We start from the raw sequence: 21,037 nt of genomic DNA, 5'->3' as shown, positions 1-21,037 counted from the left end.
CGGTCAGAGCTTCGTGGCGAACTCCCGCTCGTAGCGAAGGAAGAGCCAGCCGCCGAGCAAGAGACCACCGACCGCCCAGGCGCAGGCGATGCCGAGCCATCCGTAGTTGATCGGCTGACCCCCGAGGATGTGCTGGTAGTTGCCGAACACACCGAAGAACGGCATCCACTGGACGTAGCGCCGGATGTCGTCGGACAGGAGATCGACCGGATAGATGACCGGACTGGTGAAGAAGATGATGCGACTGACGTAGGTGAGGATGTTCTTCACGTCCTTGAAGAACACGACCGCTGTGGAGATCATCAGGGCCAGGCCCGTTCCGATCAGGATCTGGAGTGGGAAGAGCACGAACCACCAGAGCATCTTCAGGCTCACCGTTGCATCGAGGAAGATCGCGGCACCGAGGATGATCGGGACCGATGGGAGGAACTTCAACACGCCGCCGTAGATCGCCGAGATCGGAAGGAGCATCCGGGGGAACGTCGAGTTCAGCATCAACCCCGACGCGGCCGACACGGAGTTGCCGCCCTCGGTCAGTGCTGCGCCGGCGACCTGGAAGTGGAGGATGCCCGAGATGATGATCGGGATGAAGGCCGACGGGCGGGATCCGCCGCGCAGCACCGTGAACAGGAAGTAGTACAGGCCCACCATGAAGAGCGGGTCGATCAGCGCCCACACACCGCCGAGCGCGGTGTTGGATCGCGATCCCTTGACCTTCGACTTCGCCAGGGCAACGGCGAAGGCTCGACGATCCCAGAGGTCCCGAAGGTAGGGCTGGAGGGGCGGAACGAAGCGAACATGGGACTCGTAGACGAAGAGGATGTCGTCGTCGACCGCTCTGCGGCTCGTTGCCCGGTGCTCCCGTTTGGCCTGCCGACGGCGAGCTTTGAGCTCCCGGCGCCGATCCCGAGTGAATGCCTCGGTCTCACTGGTGCCGAGAACGTCGGGTTCGTCGTCGAAGTCGGGAGGGGTGTTGGACATCTTCGTCACATCTCGTCGGGGAGTTCGAGGTCTTCGAGACGGCAGTACCGCATGTAGGCGGCGATGATGTCCTCCGGATCACCAGACGCCGCGATCGCTCCCTGATGCAGCCAGATGGCCTGGGTCGCCATCGAACGAACCGAGGTGAGCCCGTGGGTGACCAGGACGATGGTGCGCCCCTCTCTCATCAGCTCGGCCATCTTCACCCGGGCGTGTTCGCCGAATCCGGCGTCGCCGCCGCCCAGGGCCTCGTCGATGAGGAGGATCTCGGGATCGAGATGCACCGCCACGGCGAAGGCCAGGCGCGACCGCATGCCCGCCGAGTAGGTGTTCATGGGGTAGTCGAGGTACTCACCCAGCTGGGCGAACTCGGCGATCTCGTCGTAGAGCTCGTGCAGACGGGCGCGGGTCAGGCCGACGGCCAGCCCGCCCAGCAGGATGTTCTCGCGGCCGGACAGGTTCGGGTTCATGCCCAGGCCGAGGGCGAGCAGTGAGACCCGGCCGCGGACGGTGATGCGCCCGTGGGTCGGCGCCAGCGCGCCGGAGAGGGCTCGGAGCAGCGTGGACTTCCCGGCGCCGTTGCGTCCGACGATCGCCAGCGTCTCGCCCTTCGGCACATCGAAGGTGACGTCGCGCACGGCCTTGACGGTCCGCTCGGGCGGGCGGCGCCGGGTCACCAGGTCCAGCACGTCCTTGGCGGCGCTGCCGCCCGGGAGTCGCAACCGGTAGTCGATCGAGAGATGGTCGACCTCGATCGCGGGCTTCGCCTCGACGACCGTCGGCGCGTCGGTCATCCGACAGTGCCGGGAAGCGGGTTCGCCGCGAGATCGGCCTTCTCCGCCTCGATGAGCAGCGGCGCCACCGCATCGTCGACGACGATCGCGAACTTGTCGACGGTTCGCCCGTTGGGGAGGACCTCGATGGTGGGACGGCGGTAGATCAGCGAAGGACGGTTCTCTTCGCGGGAGATCTCGTTGAGCTCGCGGACGATCGCCGAGGTCTCGCGCTGGCTGAGCTGCACCGCGGCGGCCGCGTCGCCCTCGACGACTTCCTTGCCGGCGACCGTGGCGCGGGCGACGTGGGACAGGAGCGTCTTCGAGAGTTCGTCGACCTGGCCGAAGATGCGGGTGACGCTGTCCTGGTCCCATTCCTCCTGCGAGGCGCGAGCCATGGATCGCAGCATGAACTGCATCACCTCTTCCACGTGCTCTTCGGGCACTGGCACCATCACGTACGGCATGGGTCCTCCTGGATGTCGCAACGGCGAGTATACCGGCGCCCTCGCGGGCCCATAAATGGCCCGAACGACCCGAATCCGAAGGCGTCGCGGTGCGGTACTGTCGGCCCCATGTTTCCCCTCTGGGATGTAGCCATCGCGCCTGTTCTGTCCGCCTGCGGCGCCCGAAAGGTCGTCGAGATCGGTGCCCTTCGTGGAGAGAACACCGTGCAGATCCTCGACCATCTCGGTCCGGAGGGCGAGCTCCACGTCATCGACCCGGTGCCCGACTTCGACCCCGCCGAGCACGAGCGGCAGTTCCCGGGGCGGTACTTCTTCCACGAGGCGCTGAGCCTCGACGTCCTCCCCGATCTCGAACCCATGGACGCCGCGCTGATCGACGGCGACCACAACTGGTGGACGGTCTACAACGAGTGTCGCCTCCTGGCCGAGAACGCACTGGCAGCCGGCCGGTTCATGCCGGTGATGATCCTCCACGACGTGGCGTGGCCCTACGGACGTCGTGACCTCTACTACGACCCCAGCAACGTCCCCGAGGAGCGCCGCCAGCCCTACGACTACCTCGGCATGCGTCCGGGTCAGTCGAAGCTGGCCAAGCGGGGCGGCCTCAATCCGACGATGGCCAACGCACTCGAGGAGGGCGGCGAGCGCAACGGCGTGATGACGGGCCTCGACGACTTCGTCAAGGAACACCCGAAGCCGATCCGCCAGATCGTGCTGCCGTTCTACTTCGGCCTCGCGATCATCGCCGAGGAGGAACGGCTGGCGGCCGAGCCCGAGCTCGCTGCCGCGTTCGATCGACTCGAATCGGCCGAGGCCCGCTACGACATGCTCGAGGTCGCCGAAGACATCCGCATCAAGGCGATGCTCTTCCAGCACAACGTCTTCTTCCAGCGCGAAGAGTTCCAGGCCCGGGCGGCGGCCCGCTATCTCGGCGTGGTGAAGTCGGCCCTGCTCGACGAGCACTACATCGAGAACGAGGTACGGATCGAGCAGCTGTTCGACGCGGCACAGAACGGCACCCGTCTCGATGCGGCGGCGCTGCGCGACCCCATGCGATTCGACAAGCAGCGTGCGAACCGTCTGGAGCGGTCGCGCTCTCGCGTCGCGGGCCCGGATGCGCACGCCAACTCGTCGTTCCTCCCCTATACCGCCATGGGCCGCTCGCGTCTCGAGCATCTCGAGGCGTGTGCGGATCACGTCCGCACCGGCGGCGTCGCCGGCGACTTCGTGGAGTGCGGCACCGGCCGTGGTGGTGGCGCCATCTTCCTGCGGGCCTATCTCGAGGGACATGAGCTGAAGGAGCCGCGGGTCTGGGTCGCCGATCGGTTCCGATCGGCCGACGACGGCGACGACGCACCCCGGATGCCGAAGCGGGGCGTCGCCGGCTTCCGGGCCGACCTCAACATGGTGCGAGAGGGATTCGACCGGTTCGACCTGCTCGACGATCGGGTGTCGTTCCTCGTCGGCCCGCTCGAGAGTTCGCTCGCCGACGCTCCCATCGATTCGATCGCGCTGCTGCGCATCGGTCACACGGCGGGAGCGAAGACGGGAGCGATCCTCGAACAGCTCTACGACAAGTTGTCGGTCGGGGCGGTGGTGGTCGTCGACGAGTTGGCCCACGACTCGACCCGGGAGGATGTCGAGGCGTTCCATGCCCGCCGCGGGATCCAGGCACCACTCGAGCGCATCGACGAGTCGACCGTCTCGTGGGTGAAGTCCGCAGGTGACGGTACCGCCGCCGAATCCGCGGCGACTCCGGCGGGCCGCGGCGCTCCCATCCTGCGCCCGAGGACCCAGGGGACGCTCGACCTGAGTGTCGTGGTGGTGTTCTACAACATGCGACGGGAGGCCGAACGCACGTTGCGGTCGTTGTCCCGGTCGTATCAGGAGGGGATCGACGACCTGCGGTACGAGGTCATCGCCATCGACAACGGGTCCGATCCCGAGCAGCGGCTCGACGAGGCCTTCGTGTCGCAGTTCGGGCCCGAGTTCCGTCTCCTCGACATGGGTGCCGACGCGATGCCGTCGCCGGTGTTCGCGTTGAACCGGGGCATCGAGCTCGGTGAGGGCGAGAACTTCGCGCTGATGATCGATGGCGCCCATGTGGTCACTCCCGGTGCGCTGCGCTTCGCCATGTCGGCGATGCGCGACCACGCTCCCGCCGTCGTCGTCACCCAGCAGTGGTACATCGGCCCGGGGCAGCAGGGCGATGTGATGGAGCAGGGCTACGACCGCGCCTACGAAGACGCTCTCTTCGAGCGGATCGACTGGCCGAACGCCGGCTATCGCCTGTTCGAGATCGGATCGTTCGTCGGTGATCGCGACTGGTTCGACGGCGTGTGGGAGAGCAACTGCATCTTCGCGTCGCGGGCCCAGTTGCAGCAGATCGGTGGGTTCGACGAGTCCTTCGACGTCGCCGGTGGGGGCTATGCCAACCTCGAGCTCTACGAGCGTCTCGGCAACGCACCGGGGATCAACGTGTGCACGATGATCGGTGAGGGCTCGTTCCACCAGATGCACGGTGGAACGACCACCAACCAGACCGACGCGGTCGAGCGTCGATCGCGCATCTTCGGCTACGCCGAGAAGTACGCCGAGCTCCGGGGCCGGCCCTTCAAGGGACCGGGCAAGCCGCTGCACTACGTGGGACGCATGCCCAACGACGCGGCGAGGCGGAGCAAGCCGCGCCGGCTCGCCCCGCGGGCCTTCATCGAGGACGCGGTCGTCGACGGCAAACCGACGTCGCCGACCCCGATGCCGCTGGAGCTCTCCACCGCGTTCACCGAAGCGGTGTGGCACACCCTGCCCTGGCGGGAAACCACCTGGCTCGGTCGTGCGGTTTCGAGCGCGCCGACGGACCTTCTCGCCTATCAGGAACTGATCGTCGGGATCCGTCCCGATGTCGTCATCGAGACGGGAGCGGCCGACGGTGGCCGGTCCCTGTTCCTCGCATCGATCCTCGAGATGGTCGGGCACGGCCGCGTTGTCGCCATCGGCGCTGATGCGAATGACCGTCCGACGCACGATCGCCTCGTGTACGTCGACGGCGACGTCGGCGATGGCTCGCTCGACGAACACCTCGCCGAGCTGGTCGGCGACGGGCGGGGTCTCGTCATCCTCGGAGGAGCGGCCGACCGAGCGACGACGCATCGCGAGTTCACCCGGCTCGAACGCTTCGTCCCCGTCGGCTCCTTTGTCGTGGTCGCCGAGACGATCCTCAACGGCAACCCGGTGTGGCCGGCCTTCGGACCGGGACCGGCCGAGGGCGTGAAGCAGATCCTGGGCGACCGGGGCGAATTCGTCGCCGATCGATCGATGGAGAAGTTCTCGTTGACCTTCAACCCGGGCGGGTTCCTGCGGCGGGTTCGCTGATCAGAACCCGACCACCACCTCGGCGTCGGCATCGGCCATCACGAGCACCCGGTGCTCCCATTCCTCGACACCCTCGGGGCGCTCACGCGGGTCGGCCCGGGCGAGGAGGAGGAAGTTGGCCCGGCCCGCGGCCTGCAGACGGACTGCGAGCTCGCTGAGCGAGCCGATGATCTGTCGGGCCGGCATGTCGATGGCGGCGGACACCTCGAGCAGTGTGGGGGTGCTGCCGGCGACGGTGGCCTGGGCGACGTGCAGAATCAGGTTGCGCAGGTCGCTATCGATCTGGTCGAACACGAGGCGCACCGCGTCGGGGTTCTCGGCGATCTTCGGCCCCGACAGCTTCCACGCCATGTAGGTCGTGACCTGGTCGACGAGCTCTTCGGGCACCGGCACCATGACGTATTCCATGTGAAGGGAGAGTACCGGCCGACGCGCCGATGACCCAGCGCGCGCCGTGGCCTGAGGTCATCTCGGGGCGAACGCGTCCATGTCGGCGCGGATCGCGGCGATGCGATCGTCGGGAACGCCAGCGTCGTCGGCGAAGTCCTCCCAGACGGCGACGGCGGCGAGGACTTCGTCGATGATCGACCGGTACCCGGGCACCGCGAACCGGTCACCCATCGTCTCGAGGTCGGCTCGGGCGATCTCCTCGGTCTTGCCGTTGACCGACATCTGGTGGCGGGCGACCCACACGCTGTCGACGCGATACGAGTGGGTCAGATCGAACGCGGGAGCGAGCGACCACTCGCCGTCGGGGGTGCACGAGAACGCGACGTTCTTGGTGTGATCGTCGCGGTTGACCGCGGCGACGTTGAACACACAGCGGCGGAACACCTCCGCGGCGGCGTCGGGCCCGAGGCCGAGCGACTCGACGACGAGCAGGAGTTGCTCGTAGCTGTGTGCGCCGGGACGGCGGAAGTCGAGGTGGTCCAGGCCGCACAACGACAGGACGTGGAGTCGACCACCGTCGTCGGTTCGGTCGAACCGCCGGGTCAGGAAGTGCGCCCGCGGCCCCTCGGGCAGCAACCGGCACTCGGTCATGGCGATGCCCGCCGCGGTCGCCATCAGGTGGTAGGCGAACTCGATCCGCCCGTAGCCGGCGCCGTCGAGAATCCGGACGCCACGGTCCTGACCGGTCGTCACGCCGTCGAGCTTGACGAGCCACTGCCCGAACCCGGGTGGCGGGTCGAACTGGCCGGATCGGATCTGGGCTGTTTCGGGGTTGAACGCGACGACCGCCTTGGCCCGCGCGCCGCCTGCGGACGAGCCGACCTGGATCAGCTGCCGCAGCGTGTCCTCCGCCGGAGCGGCGGCGGGGAACTCGCCGTCGAGGACCTGGCGAGCGGAGGTGACCAGATCGGCCAGTGCGATCGCCGTCGGCTCGTCGGGACGCTCGGCGAGCGGGGGATGGAAGGTGAGGGCGCCCATGCCCCGTTCGCCGGTGTAGGCGAGTCGGTCGAGCGGAGTGATCCGGTCGCGCTCGATACCTCGACGGGCCATCCACGCATCGACCAGGGTGTTGCCGAAGTCGTCGGGGAGGGCATCGGCCAACAGGGGCGGAAGGCGCTTCCACGTGACGGCGTCGAGATCGGGGAACGCGTAGGGCGCCCGCCGATTGGGCATGTGGAGCGGCGCGAGCTCGACGGGGCCCGAGATCCACTCGGGGGCGTACTCGAAGACGTAGGCGCCCGCGGCGGGATCAGGAGCGACGGCCCCGACTCGGCGGCCCCAGGCCCGAACCTCGACGACCTCGACCGGTGTGTACACATCGGTGGTCATGGCCGGCGCAGACGTTCGTCGAGGAGTTCGAGAGGGGAGACCGTGATGGGTGGGGTGAGGGCTTCGAGCCATTCCGTGCGTCCGAGCGCACGCACCACCTCGATCAGGGTCGAGAGGGTCGATCCCGCTCCGGACTCGAGGTTGCGGATGGTCCCGACCGAGACGTTGGCGCGCCGGGCGAGTTCGGCCTGGGTGAGGCCATCGCGGGTGCGGAGGTCTCGGACCTGGCGGCCCATCGCTTCCTCCCACTCCACCAACGTCCGACGTTCGACCACGGTCCGAATGCTCCCATCCTCAGGATGATCAAAAGATTAGTGATCTGCCGGTACTTGTCAAACGATGGTCGGCAGATTCAACAAAGAATTGATGATATGAGCCGCATTTGGCCGTAGAACAACAAGTTCTTGTTCATCGATCGAATGGGTCCAGATGGAGCCGCTCGGCAGTGGTGGTGCCGCCGAGGGGAGCGGCCCCGTCGAAACCGTGTTGCCGCCAGGCTTCGTAGAGCACGATCGACACCGCGTTCGCCAGGTTCAGGCTCCGGTTGTCGGGTCGCATCGGGATCGAGAGGAGGTGGTCGTCGGGGATCCGCGACATCGCGTGCTCATCCAGCCCGGCTCGCTCGGCGCCGAAGACGAGGACGTCGTCGGGGGCGAAGGTGATGTCGGTGTAGCGCCGTGCCCCCCTCGACGAGAATCCGAACCGGCGTCCGGGAAGGCCGGCGAGGGCCGTGTCGACGTCGGGGTGGACCTGCATCGTCGCGTGCTCGTGGTAGTCGAGTCCGCCCCGCTTCAGCAGTGAGTCGCTCAGGACGAACCCGAGCGGTTCCACGAGGTGTAGTTCGGCGCCGGTGTTGGCGCAGAGCCGGATGATGGCACCGGTGTTGGGCGCGATCTCCGGGTGCACCAGCACGACGTGCATCAGCCGCGCTGCAGCTCGCGCTTGAGGACCTTGCCGGCCGGGCTGCGGGGGAGCGCAGGGAGCAGATCGACGCGCTCGGGGAGGGCCTGGGTGCGCAGCCCGGCGGCCCGCAGGAAGCCACCGATCGACTCGACCGTCGGGGTGGTCCCCTCCGCGGCGACGATGGCCGCGACGACGCGTTCGCCGGTCCGGTCGTCGGGCACCCCGAACACGGCGACGTCGACGACCTCCGGCGACGTGAAGAGGAGGTCCTCGACCTCCTTGGCCGAGATGTTCTCGCCGTTGCGGATGATGATGTCCTTCAGCCGGCCCGTGATGGTCACATAGCCCTCGGCGTCGATGACGCCGAGGTCGCCGGTGCGGAAGTAGCCGTTGGCATCGAAGGCATCCGCATCGAGCGCGGCGTCGACGTAGCCGAGCATCACCTGCGGCCCCTTCGCCCGGAGTTCACCCTCGACGCCGGGGGGACACACCCGTTCGTCGGCGTCGACGGCGATGAGGTCGACACCGGGCAGCGCCCGTCCCTCGGTGGTGGCGAGCTTCTCGTCGGGGTCGTGCACGTCGCCGTTGGTGAGGACGGGTGACTCGGTGAGCCCCCATCCCGACGCCACGCCGACACCGCCCAACTCCTCGACCACCCGGCGGTGCATCGCCGGGGGAATCGGTGCGCCGCCACCGGGGCAGACCTTGAGATCGGGAAAGAGGGCGCCGTCGCCGGCTGCGGCCCGGCGTTCTTGTGCCGCCAGGTACATCAGGTAGAAGGGCGTGCCCGTGCCGGCATGGGTGCAGCCGTGTTCGGCCAGGAAATCGACGGTGGCGACCGGGTCGACGGTCTCGTCCATGAGATGGGTGCACCCGGTCTGGAGCGCCATGTAGAGGAGCCCGATCCCGCCGATGTGGGGGAACGGGAAGACCAGCGAGTAGCGGTCGCCCGCCTGCACGTCGAGACGCCGGCCCATCGCGAGGGGGAAGGCGCCGACGGTGCGGTCGGTGTGGCGGGCGCCCTTCGGATCGGCGGTGGTCCCGGAGGTGTAGGTCAGCCAGCGCACTCCGCCGGGGTCGTCGACCGCGGGCGGCAGGGTCGCGGGGTCACCGGCGGGGAACCTTCCGGGCGCCACCACGAGGTGGTCGAGGCCGTCGATGTCGGCCGCCACGCGTGCCCCCATCGCTGCGAAGTCGTGACCGCCGAACTCGCCGGGCGTGACGAGGAGCCGAGCGCCGCTCTGACGGCAGCAGAAGCCGACCTCGCGGTCGCGATAGATGGCGATGATCGGGTTCTGGACCGCGCCGAGCCGTGACAGTGCGCCGGCGAGTACGACGGTGTCGACCCAGGTGGGGAGGATCCACGAGACGACGTCGCCGGCCCGGATCCCCATGTCGGCGAAGCCCGCAGCCATCCGCTCGACTCGCTCCCGATACCCACCGAACGTCGCGGTGTCGCCCTGGCGGGAGCGGAGCATCACGGCGTCGGGCCAACGGTCGGCGGCGTACTCGACGAGGCCGGGAAGGGTCTGGGGCAGGTCGTTCATCGCTCGTCCTCGTTCGCCGGTTTCTCCGCGGCCGCGAATCGCTCGACCAGCGCGTCGAGCGTGCCCGCGCACGTCGTTGCTCCTCCCGGTGGTTCGGGGAGTCGGACCGGGCCGTGTTCACGGCTCGGCAGCAGGATGGTTGCGTGGCCGGGGCAGGTCACTTCGCCGCGCTGGTTCTCGCCCCGGATCTCGAGGTCGACGGCGGGGCGGTCACCCTCGGCCAGGTATGTACGGACGACCTCGCCCCGCATCCAGTGCGTGTCGCCGACATAGTTGAACTTGCGGAACTCGACGTCGAGCTTCCAGAGCCAGGCGTCGTCGCCCATCCAGTCGGTGCACAGGTGCACGAGCCAGGTCTCGCGCATGCGCCCGTAGTCGTAGATCGCCGGGTTGCCGGCCCGCCTGGCCCATTCCGGATCCCAGTGGACGCGCTGGTGGACATCGGGGATGTTGAGGTCGTCGGGTCGGAAGAAGCCCGGGACCCGCTGACGCTGCTGATGCGCGAGCCGCAGCGCCTTCACGCCGTAGAGCCCCATGCCCATACCGGTGTGCCAGACGATCATGTCGGTGACTCGCAGGGGACCCTTCACGAGGGGGGTGACGACGTCGCCCTCCCGGACGTCTTCGAACCAGCGGGGTTCGGCGCCACGTCGGCGGTCGACTTCTCCCGCGTAGGCGGCGTCGATCTCGGCGAGCTGCTCGTCGCCGTAGGGCGCGATCTCGGTGTCGGCGTACTTCGTGTTGTCGCCCTTGGCCTCGACCTTCTTGCGGTCGGTGCGGATCATGAGGCGGTACTGGGCCGACAGCATGTGGTCGGGGGCACCGAACACTTCGCCCGTCCACTCGTGAACGGTCCGTTCCGCGAACTCGCTGGGCTTGTCGTGGACACCGACCAGCGCGTTGCGGCGCGTGACGCGGGTGCCGGGCCGAAGCGGTGCCCACCACTCGCGGAAGCTCCCGGCGTAGTACGCGTGGGCTCCCTTCAGCGGGTCGCCCTTGAGCAGGGCTTTCGTGTCGGGTTCGAGCGACGTGATCTCGTTCTCGCCGATGAGGGTGTCGCCGCCGTTGAGGTTGGGTGAGGCGATCGGGCCGCCCCACACGGTCGACGTCGCGTAGTCGGGGTCGCACCACAGCGGGTTGTCGTCACCGGTCGCCTCGGCGACATGGCGGAACGCGTCGATCCCCGGGTCGCGGTACCACGGCGGTTGCGGATGGGGTTGGGCGACACCGATGCGGGCTCGCAGACGGGCCAGCCCTTCGTCGGTGATCGCCGGTTCGGTCATGGCCGGTAATGTAGACCCGCCACGGAGATGGGGGAGAACGTCCGGATGAGCGAGCGGCTGACACTGGACCGCAGCGCAACCGACGACGAGATCGTGGCCGTCGTGACCGACTGGGTCGAGGCGCACGTGCCCGAATCGTGGCGCCGCGCCGCAGCCGAAGGCCCCGACGCGCTGCGTGCCGCGCGGCCCCGGGCCGACTACGAGGCCTGGTATCCGACGTTCGCCGATGCCGGTCTGGCCGTCGCCACGTGGCCCGTGCCCTACGGCGGCCTCGATCTCACCAACGCCCAGGCCCGTGTCGTCGAGTCCGTCCTCGCCCCGCACAACCTGGGTCGGCTCAATCCGCTCGGGTTGAACAACACGGCCTCGGCCCTGTTCGCCTTCGGCACCGAGGAGCAGCGGCTCCGCTTCCTCCCGCCCATGGTCCGAAACGAGGAGCGCTGGTGCCAGCTCTTCTCCGAACCGGGCGCCGGCTCCGATCTCGCGTCGCTGTCCATGCGAGCCGAACGCGACGGCGACGAATGGGTGCTGTCGGGCCAGAAGGTGTGGAGCACCTGGGCGCACCGCTCCGACTTAGCGATCTGTCTCGCCCGCACCCATCCCGAACAGCCGAAGCGCAAGGGCATCACCTACTTCCTCGTCGATCTGCGGGTCCCGGGGGTCGAGGTGCGCGAGCTGCGCCACATGGGTGGCGAGGTCGACTTCAACGAGGTGTGGCTCGACGAGGTGCGGGTGCCCGACTTCCAGCGGGTCGGCGAGGCCGGCGACGGCTGGCGGGTGGCCGGGGCGACCCTCTCGAGCGAGCGTCAGATGGTGGCCGGTGCCGGCTCAGGTGGCATCGGTCGTCTCGGCGGGCGAGGCGTCGACGAGCTGTTGGCCGCCCCGGGACACCTCGATCCGGTGGCCCGCGATCGTGTGATGCGGCTCTACGCCGAGGAACGCATCCGCGACTGGACCAACCAGCGGGTGCGCGCCACCGTCAAGGCGGGCGGTACCCCGGGCCCGGCCGCCTCGATCGGCAAGGTGCACCAGGCCGTGCTCAACCAGGCGTTGCAGCTCGCCGCGGTGGATCGCCTTGGCGCCGCGTCGATGGCGTGGGAGGGTCCCGACATGCCCCACCAGGTCCGCGGCATGATCCGCAGTCGTGCCAACTCGATCGAGGGCGGCACCACCGAGATCAACAAGAACGTATTGGGCGAGCAGGTGCTCGGGCTTCCCCGCGAGCCCGACCCCTGGCACGGCGCCCCCTGGCAGGAAGTACCCCGCTCGTGAACTACTCGTCGTTCGATCATCTCGAGGTCTTCCGTGACGGCCCCGTCGGCTGGCTGGTCAACGACCGACCCGACGTGCGCAACGCCATGAGCGGCGACATGCGTGACGAGTTCGCGGTCTCCTGGCGTGAGCTCGACGCCGACCCCGAGGTTCGGGTGATCGTGCACACCGGCAACGGCCGCGACTTCCAGACCGGTGTCGACGTGGGCGAGCTCGCCTCCGACGGGATCGGCATGGAGCGCTACCGCCAGTCCATGGAGGACTTCGACGTCCACTTCACCTCGTGGCACCAGGAGGTGTGGAAGCCCGTGATCACCGCGGTCAACGGCATCTGTTGCGGCGGGGGGTTCCACTGGGTGGCCGACGCCGACATCGTGATCGCGGCGAGCGATGCCCAGTTCTTCGACCCCCACGTGTCGGTCGGGCAGGTCGTCGCCATCGAGGCGATCGGGCTGATGAAGAAGATGCCGGTCGAAGCCGTGATGCGGATGGCCTTCATGGGCAAGTACGAACGCATGGGCGCCGAACGGGCCTACGAGTTGGGGATGATCTCCGAGATCGTCGATCCGCCCGAGCAGCTGCGGGCTCGGGCCCAGGAGATCGGTGAGACGATCGCCAGGAACTCCCCGGCGGCGATGGCCGCCACCAAGAAGGCCCTGTGGGGCGCACTCGAGTTGGGACTCACCGACGCCTGCCGGGCTGGTGCGCAGCATCTCGTCGGCATGTGGGGTCACCCCGATCAGGACGAGGGGCCGCGGGCCTTCGCCGAGAAGCGTGACCCGGAGTGGCAGCCGCTCGCCGATGGGTGAGCCGTCGTCGGCGGAGCACGTCGACCTCTCGTCGCTGCTGATCGACCATCCGTTCGGCGACGACGAGGTGCTGCTGCACGGATCGACCCGGTCGTGGACGGCGGGCGAGGCGCGAGCGGAAGTGGAACGTCTGCGGAGCGAGCTGGCCGCCGCCGGGGTACCGGTCGGTGCGGCGGTGGCGGTGCGGTCGGGCGGATGCGAGACCGTGATCGCCATGACCGCGATCTGGCGGCACGGTGCCGTCTTCGTTCCGGTCAACGACCGGCTGCCCGACGCGGCCGTCGAGTCGCTGCTCGAACGAACCGGTGTCGCTGCGGTCGTCGTCGGCACCGCGGTCGAACGACGGTCGGGGTCGGCCGTGCACGAACCGGGCGCGGCCTTCGTGCTCTTCACCAGCGGCACGACGGGTGAGCCCAAGGCGATCGTGCATCACCACGACGCCTATCTCGAGATCATCGATCGGGTGCTGGGCCCGCTCTCGGCTGCGCGAGACACGGCGAAACGCCCCTCGCCCAACCTGATCCCGGTACCGATGGCGCTCAACGCCGGGATCTACAACGCCCTGTTCGGGCTGCGGGCCGGCGCGCCGCTGGTGCTCATGGACCGCTTCACCACCACCGAGTTCGCCACGCTCGTGCGCCGCCACGAGATCCGCTCGACCGTGCTGCCGCCCGCGTCGATCGCGATGCTCAACGACGATGCGGAGATCAGCGATCTCGGCCCCCTGCGCTATGTGCGCTCGATCACCGCGCCGCTGTCGCCGTTCCAGGCCCGCCGCTTCACCGAACGATTCGGCGTGTTCGTACTCAACGGCTACGGCCAGGCCGAACTCGGTGAGGTGATCGGATGGACGGCGGCCGACGCCAAGGCCCACCCCGAGCGGATCGGTGCGGTCGGTCGGCCTCACCCCGGGGTCGAGGTCCGGATCGACGCACCCGACGACCGTGGCGTCGGCGAGCTGTCGGTGAAGCCGCCGGCCCCGCCGGCTGACGGTGTCGTCGCGACGCTCGGCGACCGGCTCGGCGCCGACGGATTCGTGCGGACCGGCGACCTCGCTCGGCTCGACGACGGGTGGGTGTGGATCGAGGGCCGCGTCGGTGACCTGATCAATCGCGGTGGCAACAAGGTCTTCCCCGACGAGGTCGAGGAGGTGCTGGCCTCGGTGGTCGGCATCCGTGAAGCCGCCGTCGTCGGCATGCCCGATGACCGCCTCGGGGAGGTTCCGGTCGCGTTCGTGGTCGGCGACGCTCCCGATGCCGACCTCGAAGCGGCGTGTCGAACCCATCTCGCGCCCTACAAGGTGCCGGTGCGGTACGAACGAATCGAACGACTCCCCCGCAGCGATGTCGGGAAGCTCCTGCGAAGGGAACTGCAATGAACACCTCGGTCAACGAGAAGGCCTACATCCACGAGTTCATCGACATCCGGGGGGTGCATCGGGGTGACTACATGCACCACATGACCGCCAACTGGAGTCCCAACGCCCAGGAGGACCGCGGCCAACTCTGCTTCGGGGTCTGGGGTGTGGTCGGCAGTACCGGACGGTGGCCCCAGGTCTGCAACATCTGGGAGGAACCGGGACTCGACGGGCTGGCCCGTTCGTTCGGCGGCGAGACGGTGGGCGCCGACCTCCAGGACCCGAAGCTCGCCAAGTGGTGGAAGAAGGCGTCGGAGTTCCGCAAGGGCGGGTTCGATCGGATCCTGCTCCCGGCGCCGTGGATGCCGACGATCACCGACACCCTCACCTCCGGCCTGCGGGCCGAGGTCTGCGCCCACGAGATCATCAAGGTTCGCCCCGGCACCGCAGTCGACACCTTGGAACTCGTCCGCAGCCATGCGATGCCGGCCTACGAACCGTTCGGCTGGACGATGGTCGGTGCATGGACCACGGCCATGCGCGACGACGACGAGTTGATCGTGGTCTGGGCGCTGCCGGGCTACGAGGCGTGGGCTGCGGCCGAGGCGGTGCAGTCGAGCGACGACGGCCTCCGCTCCTGGCGCGAGGCGGTGCGTCCGGCCTCCACCGATTGGCACCGGATCCTCCTCGCCGCGGCACCGCTGTGCCCGCTGCGCACCGGTCGCCAACCCAACCGCGACGACCGGGTGGATTGGGAGGAACTCTGACCGTTCGGGTCAGCCGGCCACCTCGTTGCGCAACGGCTCGCCGGCGATGAAACGGCGGACATTGTCCTCGAACAGCCGATGGAGGTTCTCGAAGAGCTTCGTGGGGTCGGTCGAGCAGTGCGCCGACAGGTAGAGGTTGGGTGCCTGCCAGAGTGGCGAATCGGCGGGGAGCGGCTCGACCCGGGCGACGTCGATCGCTGCGGCGCGCAGGTGCCCCGTGGTGAGTGCGTCGGCCAGGGCGTCTTCGTCGACGAGGGTGCCCCGGCCCACGTTGACGAACATCGACCCGGCCGGCATCGACGCGAACGACGCCGCGTCCATGAGGTTCTCGGTGGCCGCCGACTCGGGAACCGCACCCACCGTGATGTCGGCCTGGCCGAGCATCGAGTGCAGCTGATCCGGGCCGAAGACCTCGTCGATCAACGGGTCGGCGGCCGCGCTGCGGCGTAGACACAGGACGCGTAGTCCGAAGGCTCGGGCGAGCGCGGCCACCGCCTGATTGATCGGCCCGAAGCCGATCAGGGCGATGGTCTTCCCGGCGATCTGTTCGCCGTAGACCGGGGTCCACTTGTGGTCGGCCTGCACGGCATCGAGGTCGCGGGTGCGCTTGTATTCGCCGAGGATGCGGGCCCAGACGAACTCGGCGATGGCGGCCGAGGTGAGCCCCGAACCGTTGGTCAACCGGATTCCGGCCTCGTGCAGGCCGGCCGACTGCAACTGGGCGATGCCGGCGCCGACTCCCTGGACCCATCGCAGGTTGGGGGCGACGTCGGCGACGTCGAAGGGCAGGTCGATGGCCATGCAGCAGTCGATGCGCCCGAACACGTCGCGCTGGGCATCGGTCAGCTCTGGTACCAGGTGCATGATGTCGTCATAGGGCGGGACACCGCGCCCCGTCCGTGCTTCGAAGGGTTCCACGTAGCGCTCGGCGATCACCTCGATCCTCGGGTCGATGGCCCGCAGTCGGTCGAGGTCGTCGTCGAAGTCGTCGTTCCAGTCGGGCGGGTACAGCACGCCGATCACCAGTCGTTCGGTCATGCCGGTATGCCTAGCGTCGCCCGGGCCCGGATGCAGTTCTCGACGATCACGGAGACCACGAAACCGAAGTCGAGCCGATCGTTCTGCCACCGTGAGGTGATCGAGTCCGGCGCCACCCCGGCCGCTCGGCCGATGTCGGCCACGGTCGAGGAATCGCCCGCCAACGGCTCGACCGTCGCCGGAACCCCGTCGGGATCCGACCACACGATGGCCCGATCGGTCACGGCGACCGACCACCCGCCTTCGTGGACGAGGTGATGGTGGAAGCCGCAGAGGCTGACCAGGTTGTCGAGTGCGGTCGGACCTCCCAGCGTCCAGTGCACGACGTGGTGGGCGTGGAGCCACGAGGTCGTGCCGCATCCCGGGAAACGGCACTGTCCGCCGTCGCGTCGATGGAGGGCCCGGCGCAGCCGACGATTGGGGGTACGCGACTCCCGGCCCTGGTCGTGGGGATGGCCGTCGTGCTCGAGGAGCACGGATGCCCGGATGTCGCAGGCCCATCGCTGGGCGATCTCGGGGCCGACGCGTCGCCCGGCGAGTGTCTGTTCGCCGGGATCGCTGGTGTCGCCGGCTTCCTCGACCGAGTCGCGGCCAAGGGCTTCCACCGCATCGCTGTCGATCACGAGCTGCAGACGACCGATGTCGCCGCGCTCGGCCGCGGCCGGTGCCGCGGCCAGGATCCGTTCGGCGATCTGCACCAGGGCGTCGACGCGGATGGCGGCCATGCCCCCGCGCTCGGCGATCACCTCGCGTCGCGAGCCGCCGCCGGTGGTCGCCTCGTCGATCATGTGGGACGCGACCACGTCGACAGCCGCCATGACGGTTTCGGCCATGTCGCTCGGGATGTCGGCGAGGAGTCGGTCGACGCCGGCGCCCTTGGCCGATCGGGTGATCCTCCGTTGCTCGAACGCCTCGCCGGCGGTGCGGTTCTCGTTGCGCTCGAGCACCGACCGCACACTGGCGACGATTCGTTCCAGCTCGGCTCCGGTGGAGTTCCTCGCCAGGTCGAGCCAGTCCTCGTCGTCGGCCGCCACCGCCACCCGGGTGATGGCCCGCACCTTGGAGTAGGACAGCTCGCCCACCCGGAACGCGGCCTCGATTCGGGGCAGGTCCTCGAGGGCGCGCGCGACCCGGACCTTCTCGCGGGCGGTGTGCAGGGTGTCGCCGCACTTCCACGACAGCCACTGGGCGGCGGACTTGCAGCCCCAGGACCGCCAGCCTTCCCGTCGGTCGTAGGCCGCGATCCAACCGAGGAGCTGGGCTGTGGCGGCTGCGATGTGGCCCGACCACTCGGTGATCTGCGCCTCGAGTCGCTCCAGTGGAATCTCGTCGGTGGGGGTCATGGCCGTCGTCTCCCGGTGTGCTCGATGTGTCCTGAACCGAACGTATCGACGGGGTATGACAGGGGTTGCCGCCCGAAAACGTCCCCGCGGGGACGTGCACGACCGGCACTCGGCGGGTGAGAATGCCCACCGATGAATCCGGCCGACGACCTCATCATCCGCTGGTTCGAGCGCGACTTCGGCGGCGAGGTCGTCGAACTGGCCCGTCAGACGCGTTGGCGCCCGGTGTGGTTCGCCACCGTCGAGCGCGACGGGGTCCGTCACGAGCTGGTGGTGCGGGGCGATCGCACCGACATGCCGCTCATCTTCCCGCTGCGCCACGAGATGACGTTCCAGCGGTTGCTGGGCGAACACGGCATCCCCGTCGCGACGGTGCGGGGCTGGATCGACGAGCCCACCGCCTACGTGATGGACCGGGTGGCCGGGCAGGAGCACTTCCCCGATGTCGACGACGACGAGCGTGATGCCGTGGTCGACGACTATCTGGCCATCCTGGCCCGGCTCCACGCACTGTCGATCGAACCGTTCGTCGCCGCCGGGATCCACCGGGCCGACGACCCGGCCCGGGCCGGCGTGATCGGGCTCGAGCGCTACGAGGAGCACTATCGCTCGCTCAAGATCCACCCCGATCCGTTCCTCGAGTTCTTCCTCGGATGGTTGCGGCGCAATCCGATCGACACCGGCGGCCGCGAAGCCCCCATCGTGTGGGACTCGGGCCAGTTCCATCACGCCGACGGGAGGATCGTCGCCGTGCTCGATCTCGAGCTCGGCCACATCGGCGACCCGATGATGGACCTCGCCGCGTGGCGCATGCGCGACACCATCGTCGGCTACGGCGACATGAACCGGCTCTACGCCCGCTACGAGGAGCTGTCGGGGGCACCCGTCGATCTGTCGGCGATCCGGTGGCACCACCTGGCGTTCACGCTCTCGAACCAGCTCGCGATGAGCCACGCGCTGAAGGACCCTTCGGCGGCGTCGGATCTCATGACGAATCTCCAGTGGTGTTGCGAGACGAACCTCTTCGCCACGGAGGCGCTCGCCGAAGAACTCGGCGTCGATCTCCCCACGGTCGACATGCCCTCGGCCCGGGTGTCGGCCGCCCAACCCGGGCACCTCCACATGGTGCGGGCACTGCGCAACATCAACTCGGACGATCCGTTCCTCCAGTACGAGCTGCGTACCCTGTTCCGGCTGGCCCGCCACCTCCAGCGCCGCGACGAGATCGGCGATGCCGTCGCCGAGGCCGACCTCGACGATCTCGGGACACTGCTCGGCGCCCGCCCCGCCGACTGGCGTGAGGGGGACGCGAAGCTGGAGGAGTTCGTACTCGCCGACACCGCCGGCGTCCACGACGAGGCCCTGGTGCGACTGTTCCACGCCCGCAATCTCCGGGCCCAGATGCTCCTCGGTCCCGCCGGTTCGGCGATGACCCACCACCACACCATCCAGGCGTTCTGAAAGGCTCCGACATGTCCGATCCCGAGATGTTCCGACTCGACGGGCGCACGGCGCTCGTGACCGGCGCCGGCCAGAACGTGGGGGAGGGCGTCGCTTCCGTGTTCGCGGCGCGCGGTGCCCATGTGCTCGTCAACGACATCGATGCGGCCCGGGCCGATGCGGTCGCCGAGCGGCTGCGGGCGGCCGGCCACTCGGCCGAGGCGGTCCCGTTCGACGTGACCGATCTCGATGCCGTGCGCGCCGCGTTGGCCGATCGCGCGGTCGACATCCTCGTCAACAACGCCGGCAACGGGGGCGCCGAGACCATGCGGGTCCGCCCCTTCGCCGAGACCGAGCCCGCCGACTGGGCCGGTCCGATCGCCGTGAACCTCGGCGGGGTCATGCACTGCACCCACACCGTGCTCCCCGGGATGATCGAGCGGGGTCACGGCCGGGTGATCGGCATCGTCTCCGGCGCGGGCACCGTCGGTGTCGGCATCGGGGTGGCCTCGTATTCCGCGGGCAAGGGTGGTGCGGCCGGGTTCCTGCGGTCGGTCGCCCTCGAGGTCGCCCGCACGGGGGTGACGGTCAACGCCGTCGCGCTGGGTCTGATGGACAACACCGCCGGTGGTGATGTCACCGCCAATCTGGCCCGGGGGATCCCGGTCGGTCGCCTCGGCACGCCCGACGACGTGGCCGCCCTCTGTGCGTACCTCGCCTCCGATGAGGCATCGTGGATGACGGCCCAGACCATTCCGTTGGCGGGTGGGTCGATCACGAGCTGAATCGGAGAACCACATGTCCGACACCACCCCGGAACCCGCGCTGAGCGGTGAGAGCTGGGCGGCGTTCTGCGACTCGCTGAAAGCGGCCGGCGACAAGGTCGTCGCGCGCAGCGACGACGAACTCGATCGGCTCGAGGGGTTCCGCTACCTGAGCCGTCTCGCCCGCGGCGGCCTCCAGGCGTTCCTCGAAAACGGTGACCCGCCCTTCGCCGACATCCTGCCCATCGCCCACAACCTGAAGATCGGCTGCGACAACCCCGACGCGCTCTACACGCAGGTGCCGATCGATCCCCGCTACGACTATCGGATCCACGGGCCGCGGGGCACGGTCAACTATCTGAGCGTCGGCGCCTACTCGGGCGGGTATGCGTCGGGTGCGGCGACCCCCGGCATGCAGGGGCACATCGAGGACAACGATCCCGACCCGAACGGCCATGTCGACCTCGTCGCCAGCATCGAGGAACCGACGTCGCTGGCGCCGGGGCAGCGCTGGCTGCGGTTGGAGCCGGTGACGACCACGCTCATCATCCGCAACTTCTACCTCGACCGTGCCAACGAACGACCGTCGGAGCTCACGCTCGACTGTCTGAACCCGCCGGCGCCCGGGCCGGGCCCGTTGACCGCCAAGAAGCTGAATCACGGCCTCGCGATGGCGGGGCTCTATGTGCACGGCATCGTCGACATGTTCCAGGGCTGGATGGACATGTTCGCCGAGCGGCCCAACACGCTCGAGTTCCTCCCGGAGGCCGATGCGGCCAACGGCTGGGGCGACCCGAACCAGCTGTTCCGGCACGGCTCGTGGGTGCTCGAGCCCGGGCAGGCGATCATCATCGAGGTGCCGGCCATCGAGGCGTACTACTGGAACTTCCAGCTCAACAACATGTGGGAGGAGTCGCTCGACTACCGCTTCTACGGGGTGACGGTCAACAAGCACACCGCCACCTACGAACCCGACGGCACCGTGCGCCTGGTCGTCGCCGACGAGGATCCCGGGTTCGGCAACTGGATCGACACGACCGGTCACCGCCACGGATCCTGGGGCCTGCGCTACAACCAGGTCATCGAGGACATCCCGCCGACCGTCACCGTCGTCGATGTCGCCGATCTCGGGGGTTGACGCC

At 68.8% G+C, this 21,037-nt stretch carries 19 protein-coding genes; 8 read left to right on the top strand and 11 right to left on the bottom strand.

Going from position 1 to position 21,037, the window contains the following annotated elements:
- Positions 1 to 3: 3 nt before the first annotated feature.
- Genes R2707_16635 through R2707_16625 form a run of 3 tightly spaced genes read right to left on the bottom strand, consistent with a single transcriptional unit; the run spans position 4 to position 2,221 of the window.
- Positions 4 to 981 (bottom strand): ABC transporter permease, encoded by a 978-nt coding sequence (locus R2707_16635; GenBank protein MEZ5246726.1) that lies wholly within the window; start codon positions 979 to 981, stop codon positions 4 to 6.
- Between the two features lie 5 nt (positions 982 to 986).
- Positions 987 to 1,775, bottom strand: coding sequence for an ABC transporter ATP-binding protein (locus R2707_16630; GenBank protein MEZ5246725.1), 789 nt, complete (start codon positions 1,773 to 1,775; stop codon positions 987 to 989).
- Positions 1,772 to 2,221, bottom strand: a complete 450-nt coding sequence (locus tag R2707_16625; protein MEZ5246724.1) for a hypothetical protein — start codon at positions 2,219 to 2,221, stop codon at positions 1,772 to 1,774. Before R2707_16625 ends, R2707_16630 begins: the two co-directional genes overlap by 4 nt.
- 108 nt (positions 2,222 to 2,329) lie before the next feature.
- On the opposite strand from R2707_16625, the gene R2707_16620 reads away from it, so the two are divergent.
- Entirely contained in the window at positions 2,330 to 5,593 is a 3,264-nt protein-coding gene (locus R2707_16620) for a CmcI family methyltransferase (protein ID MEZ5246723.1), read from the top strand.
- On the opposite strand, the gene R2707_16615 is transcribed toward R2707_16620, so the two are convergent.
- The 6 genes from R2707_16615 to R2707_16590 form a co-directional block, all read right to left on the bottom strand.
- Complete coding sequence (locus tag R2707_16615) at positions 5,594 to 6,001, bottom strand: hypothetical protein (protein ID MEZ5246722.1); 408 nt, start codon at positions 5,999 to 6,001, stop codon at positions 5,594 to 5,596. It lies immediately after the preceding gene.
- Between the two features lie 57 nt (positions 6,002 to 6,058).
- Entirely contained in the window at positions 6,059 to 7,372 is a 1,314-nt protein-coding gene (locus R2707_16610) for a type II toxin-antitoxin system HipA family toxin (GenBank protein MEZ5246721.1), read from the bottom strand.
- On the bottom strand, positions 7,369 to 7,647 hold the full coding sequence (locus R2707_16605) for a helix-turn-helix transcriptional regulator (protein MEZ5246720.1): 279 nt from the start codon (positions 7,645 to 7,647) through the stop codon (positions 7,369 to 7,371). The genes R2707_16610 and R2707_16605 overlap by 4 nt, the downstream gene beginning before the upstream one ends.
- 133 nt (positions 7,648 to 7,780) lie before the next feature.
- Positions 7,781 to 8,293 (bottom strand): tRNA (cytidine(34)-2'-O)-methyltransferase, encoded by a 513-nt coding sequence (locus tag R2707_16600; GenBank protein ID MEZ5246719.1) that lies wholly within the window; start codon positions 8,291 to 8,293, stop codon positions 7,781 to 7,783.
- The gene (locus R2707_16595) at positions 8,293 to 9,822 is read right to left on the bottom strand and encodes an AMP-binding protein (GenBank protein ID MEZ5246718.1); all 1,530 of its coding nucleotides are present in this window, start codon (positions 9,820 to 9,822) and stop codon (positions 8,293 to 8,295) included. The genes R2707_16600 and R2707_16595 overlap by 1 nt, the downstream gene beginning before the upstream one ends.
- Positions 9,819 to 11,105, bottom strand: coding sequence for a hypothetical protein (locus tag R2707_16590; GenBank protein MEZ5246717.1), 1,287 nt, complete (start codon positions 11,103 to 11,105; stop codon positions 9,819 to 9,821). Before R2707_16590 ends, R2707_16595 begins: the two co-directional genes overlap by 4 nt.
- A gap of 45 nt (positions 11,106 to 11,150) precedes the next feature.
- Here R2707_16590 and R2707_16585 point away from each other — a divergent pair, with 45 nt between their 5' ends.
- Genes R2707_16585 through R2707_16570 form a run of 4 tightly spaced genes read left to right on the top strand, consistent with a single transcriptional unit; the run spans position 11,151 to position 15,310 of the window.
- Positions 11,151 to 12,377, top strand: a complete 1,227-nt coding sequence (locus R2707_16585; protein ID MEZ5246716.1) for an acyl-CoA dehydrogenase family protein — start codon at positions 11,151 to 11,153, stop codon at positions 12,375 to 12,377.
- On the top strand, positions 12,374 to 13,186 hold the full coding sequence (locus R2707_16580) for an enoyl-CoA hydratase/isomerase family protein (protein ID MEZ5246715.1): 813 nt from the start codon (positions 12,374 to 12,376) through the stop codon (positions 13,184 to 13,186). The genes R2707_16585 and R2707_16580 overlap by 4 nt, the downstream gene beginning before the upstream one ends.
- Positions 13,179 to 14,564: a fatty acid--CoA ligase family protein gene (locus tag R2707_16575; GenBank protein MEZ5246714.1), complete on the top strand. Its 1,386-nt coding sequence runs from the start codon at positions 13,179 to 13,181 to the stop codon at positions 14,562 to 14,564. Before R2707_16580 ends, R2707_16575 begins: the two co-directional genes overlap by 8 nt.
- Positions 14,561 to 15,310, top strand: a complete 750-nt coding sequence (locus tag R2707_16570; GenBank protein ID MEZ5246713.1) for a hypothetical protein — start codon at positions 14,561 to 14,563, stop codon at positions 15,308 to 15,310. Before R2707_16575 ends, R2707_16570 begins: the two co-directional genes overlap by 4 nt.
- Before the next feature lie 9 nt (positions 15,311 to 15,319).
- Here the strand turns inward: R2707_16570 and R2707_16565 are convergent, their stop codons facing one another.
- Together R2707_16565 and R2707_16560 are read right to left on the bottom strand one after the other, a co-directional pair.
- A complete protein-coding gene (locus R2707_16565) occupies positions 15,320 to 16,348 on the bottom strand; it encodes a D-2-hydroxyacid dehydrogenase (protein MEZ5246712.1) in 1,029 nt (342 codons plus the stop codon).
- Positions 16,345 to 17,691: a DUF222 domain-containing protein gene (locus R2707_16560; protein MEZ5246711.1), complete on the bottom strand. Its 1,347-nt coding sequence runs from the start codon at positions 17,689 to 17,691 to the stop codon at positions 16,345 to 16,347. Before R2707_16560 ends, R2707_16565 begins: the two co-directional genes overlap by 4 nt.
- Positions 17,692 to 17,823: 132 nt before the next feature.
- Here R2707_16560 and R2707_16555 point away from each other — a divergent pair, with 132 nt between their 5' ends.
- From R2707_16555 to R2707_16545, 3 genes are read left to right on the top strand one after another with little or no spacing between them, the layout of a single operon-like run.
- Positions 17,824 to 19,152 (top strand): hypothetical protein, encoded by a 1,329-nt coding sequence (locus R2707_16555; GenBank protein MEZ5246710.1) that lies wholly within the window; start codon positions 17,824 to 17,826, stop codon positions 19,150 to 19,152.
- A gap of 11 nt (positions 19,153 to 19,163) precedes the next feature.
- Complete coding sequence (locus R2707_16550) at positions 19,164 to 19,916, top strand: SDR family NAD(P)-dependent oxidoreductase (GenBank protein MEZ5246709.1); 753 nt, start codon at positions 19,164 to 19,166, stop codon at positions 19,914 to 19,916.
- 13 nt (positions 19,917 to 19,929) lie between these two features.
- Positions 19,930 to 21,033 (top strand): hypothetical protein, encoded by a 1,104-nt coding sequence (locus R2707_16545; protein ID MEZ5246708.1) that lies wholly within the window; start codon positions 19,930 to 19,932, stop codon positions 21,031 to 21,033.
- Positions 21,034 to 21,037: the final 4 nt, after the last annotated feature.

This window comes from Acidimicrobiales bacterium (assembly GCA_041394245.1).
Classification (GTDB): domain Bacteria; phylum Actinomycetota; class Acidimicrobiia; order Acidimicrobiales; family Aldehydirespiratoraceae; genus JAJRXC01.
The sequence above is the reverse complement of the archived record's forward strand: the minus strand, read 5'-3'. Positions and strand labels throughout refer to the sequence as shown.

Excerpts from the sequence above, each read along its gene's own strand:
- R2707_16630 (MEZ5246725.1), bottom strand. The coding sequence starts at position 1,775 with ATGACCGACGCGCCGACGGTCGTCGAGGCGAAGCCCGCGATCGAGGTC.
- R2707_16550 (MEZ5246709.1), top strand. The coding sequence starts at position 19,164 with ATGTCCGATCCCGAGATGTTCCGACTCGACGGGCGCACGGCGCTCGTG.
- R2707_16610 (MEZ5246721.1), bottom strand. The coding sequence starts at position 7,372 with ATGACCACCGATGTGTACACACCGGTCGAGGTCGTCGAGGTTCGGGCC.
- R2707_16590 (MEZ5246717.1), bottom strand. The coding sequence starts at position 11,105 with ATGACCGAACCGGCGATCACCGACGAAGGGCTGGCCCGTCTGCGAGCC.
- R2707_16570 (MEZ5246713.1), top strand. The coding sequence starts at position 14,561 with ATGAACACCTCGGTCAACGAGAAGGCCTACATCCACGAGTTCATCGAC.
- R2707_16560 (MEZ5246711.1), bottom strand. The coding sequence starts at position 17,691 with ATGACCCCCACCGACGAGATTCCACTGGAGCGACTCGAGGCGCAGATC.
- R2707_16625 (MEZ5246724.1), bottom strand. The coding sequence starts at position 2,221 with ATGCCGTACGTGATGGTGCCAGTGCCCGAAGAGCACGTGGAAGAGGTG.
- R2707_16600 (MEZ5246719.1), bottom strand. The coding sequence starts at position 8,293 with ATGCACGTCGTGCTGGTGCACCCGGAGATCGCGCCCAACACCGGTGCC.
- R2707_16595 (MEZ5246718.1), bottom strand. The coding sequence starts at position 9,822 with ATGAACGACCTGCCCCAGACCCTTCCCGGCCTCGTCGAGTACGCCGCC.
- R2707_16555 (MEZ5246710.1), top strand. The coding sequence starts at position 17,824 with ATGAATCCGGCCGACGACCTCATCATCCGCTGGTTCGAGCGCGACTTC.
- R2707_16575 (MEZ5246714.1), top strand. The coding sequence starts at position 13,179 with ATGGGTGAGCCGTCGTCGGCGGAGCACGTCGACCTCTCGTCGCTGCTG.
- R2707_16635 (MEZ5246726.1), bottom strand. The coding sequence starts at position 981 with ATGTCCAACACCCCTCCCGACTTCGACGACGAACCCGACGTTCTCGGC.
- R2707_16615 (MEZ5246722.1), bottom strand. The coding sequence starts at position 6,001 with ATGGAATACGTCATGGTGCCGGTGCCCGAAGAGCTCGTCGACCAGGTC.
- R2707_16545 (MEZ5246708.1), top strand. The coding sequence starts at position 19,930 with ATGTCCGACACCACCCCGGAACCCGCGCTGAGCGGTGAGAGCTGGGCG.
- R2707_16620 (MEZ5246723.1), top strand. The coding sequence starts at position 2,330 with ATGTTTCCCCTCTGGGATGTAGCCATCGCGCCTGTTCTGTCCGCCTGC.
- R2707_16585 (MEZ5246716.1), top strand. The coding sequence starts at position 11,151 with ATGAGCGAGCGGCTGACACTGGACCGCAGCGCAACCGACGACGAGATC.
- R2707_16565 (MEZ5246712.1), bottom strand. The coding sequence starts at position 16,348 with ATGACCGAACGACTGGTGATCGGCGTGCTGTACCCGCCCGACTGGAAC.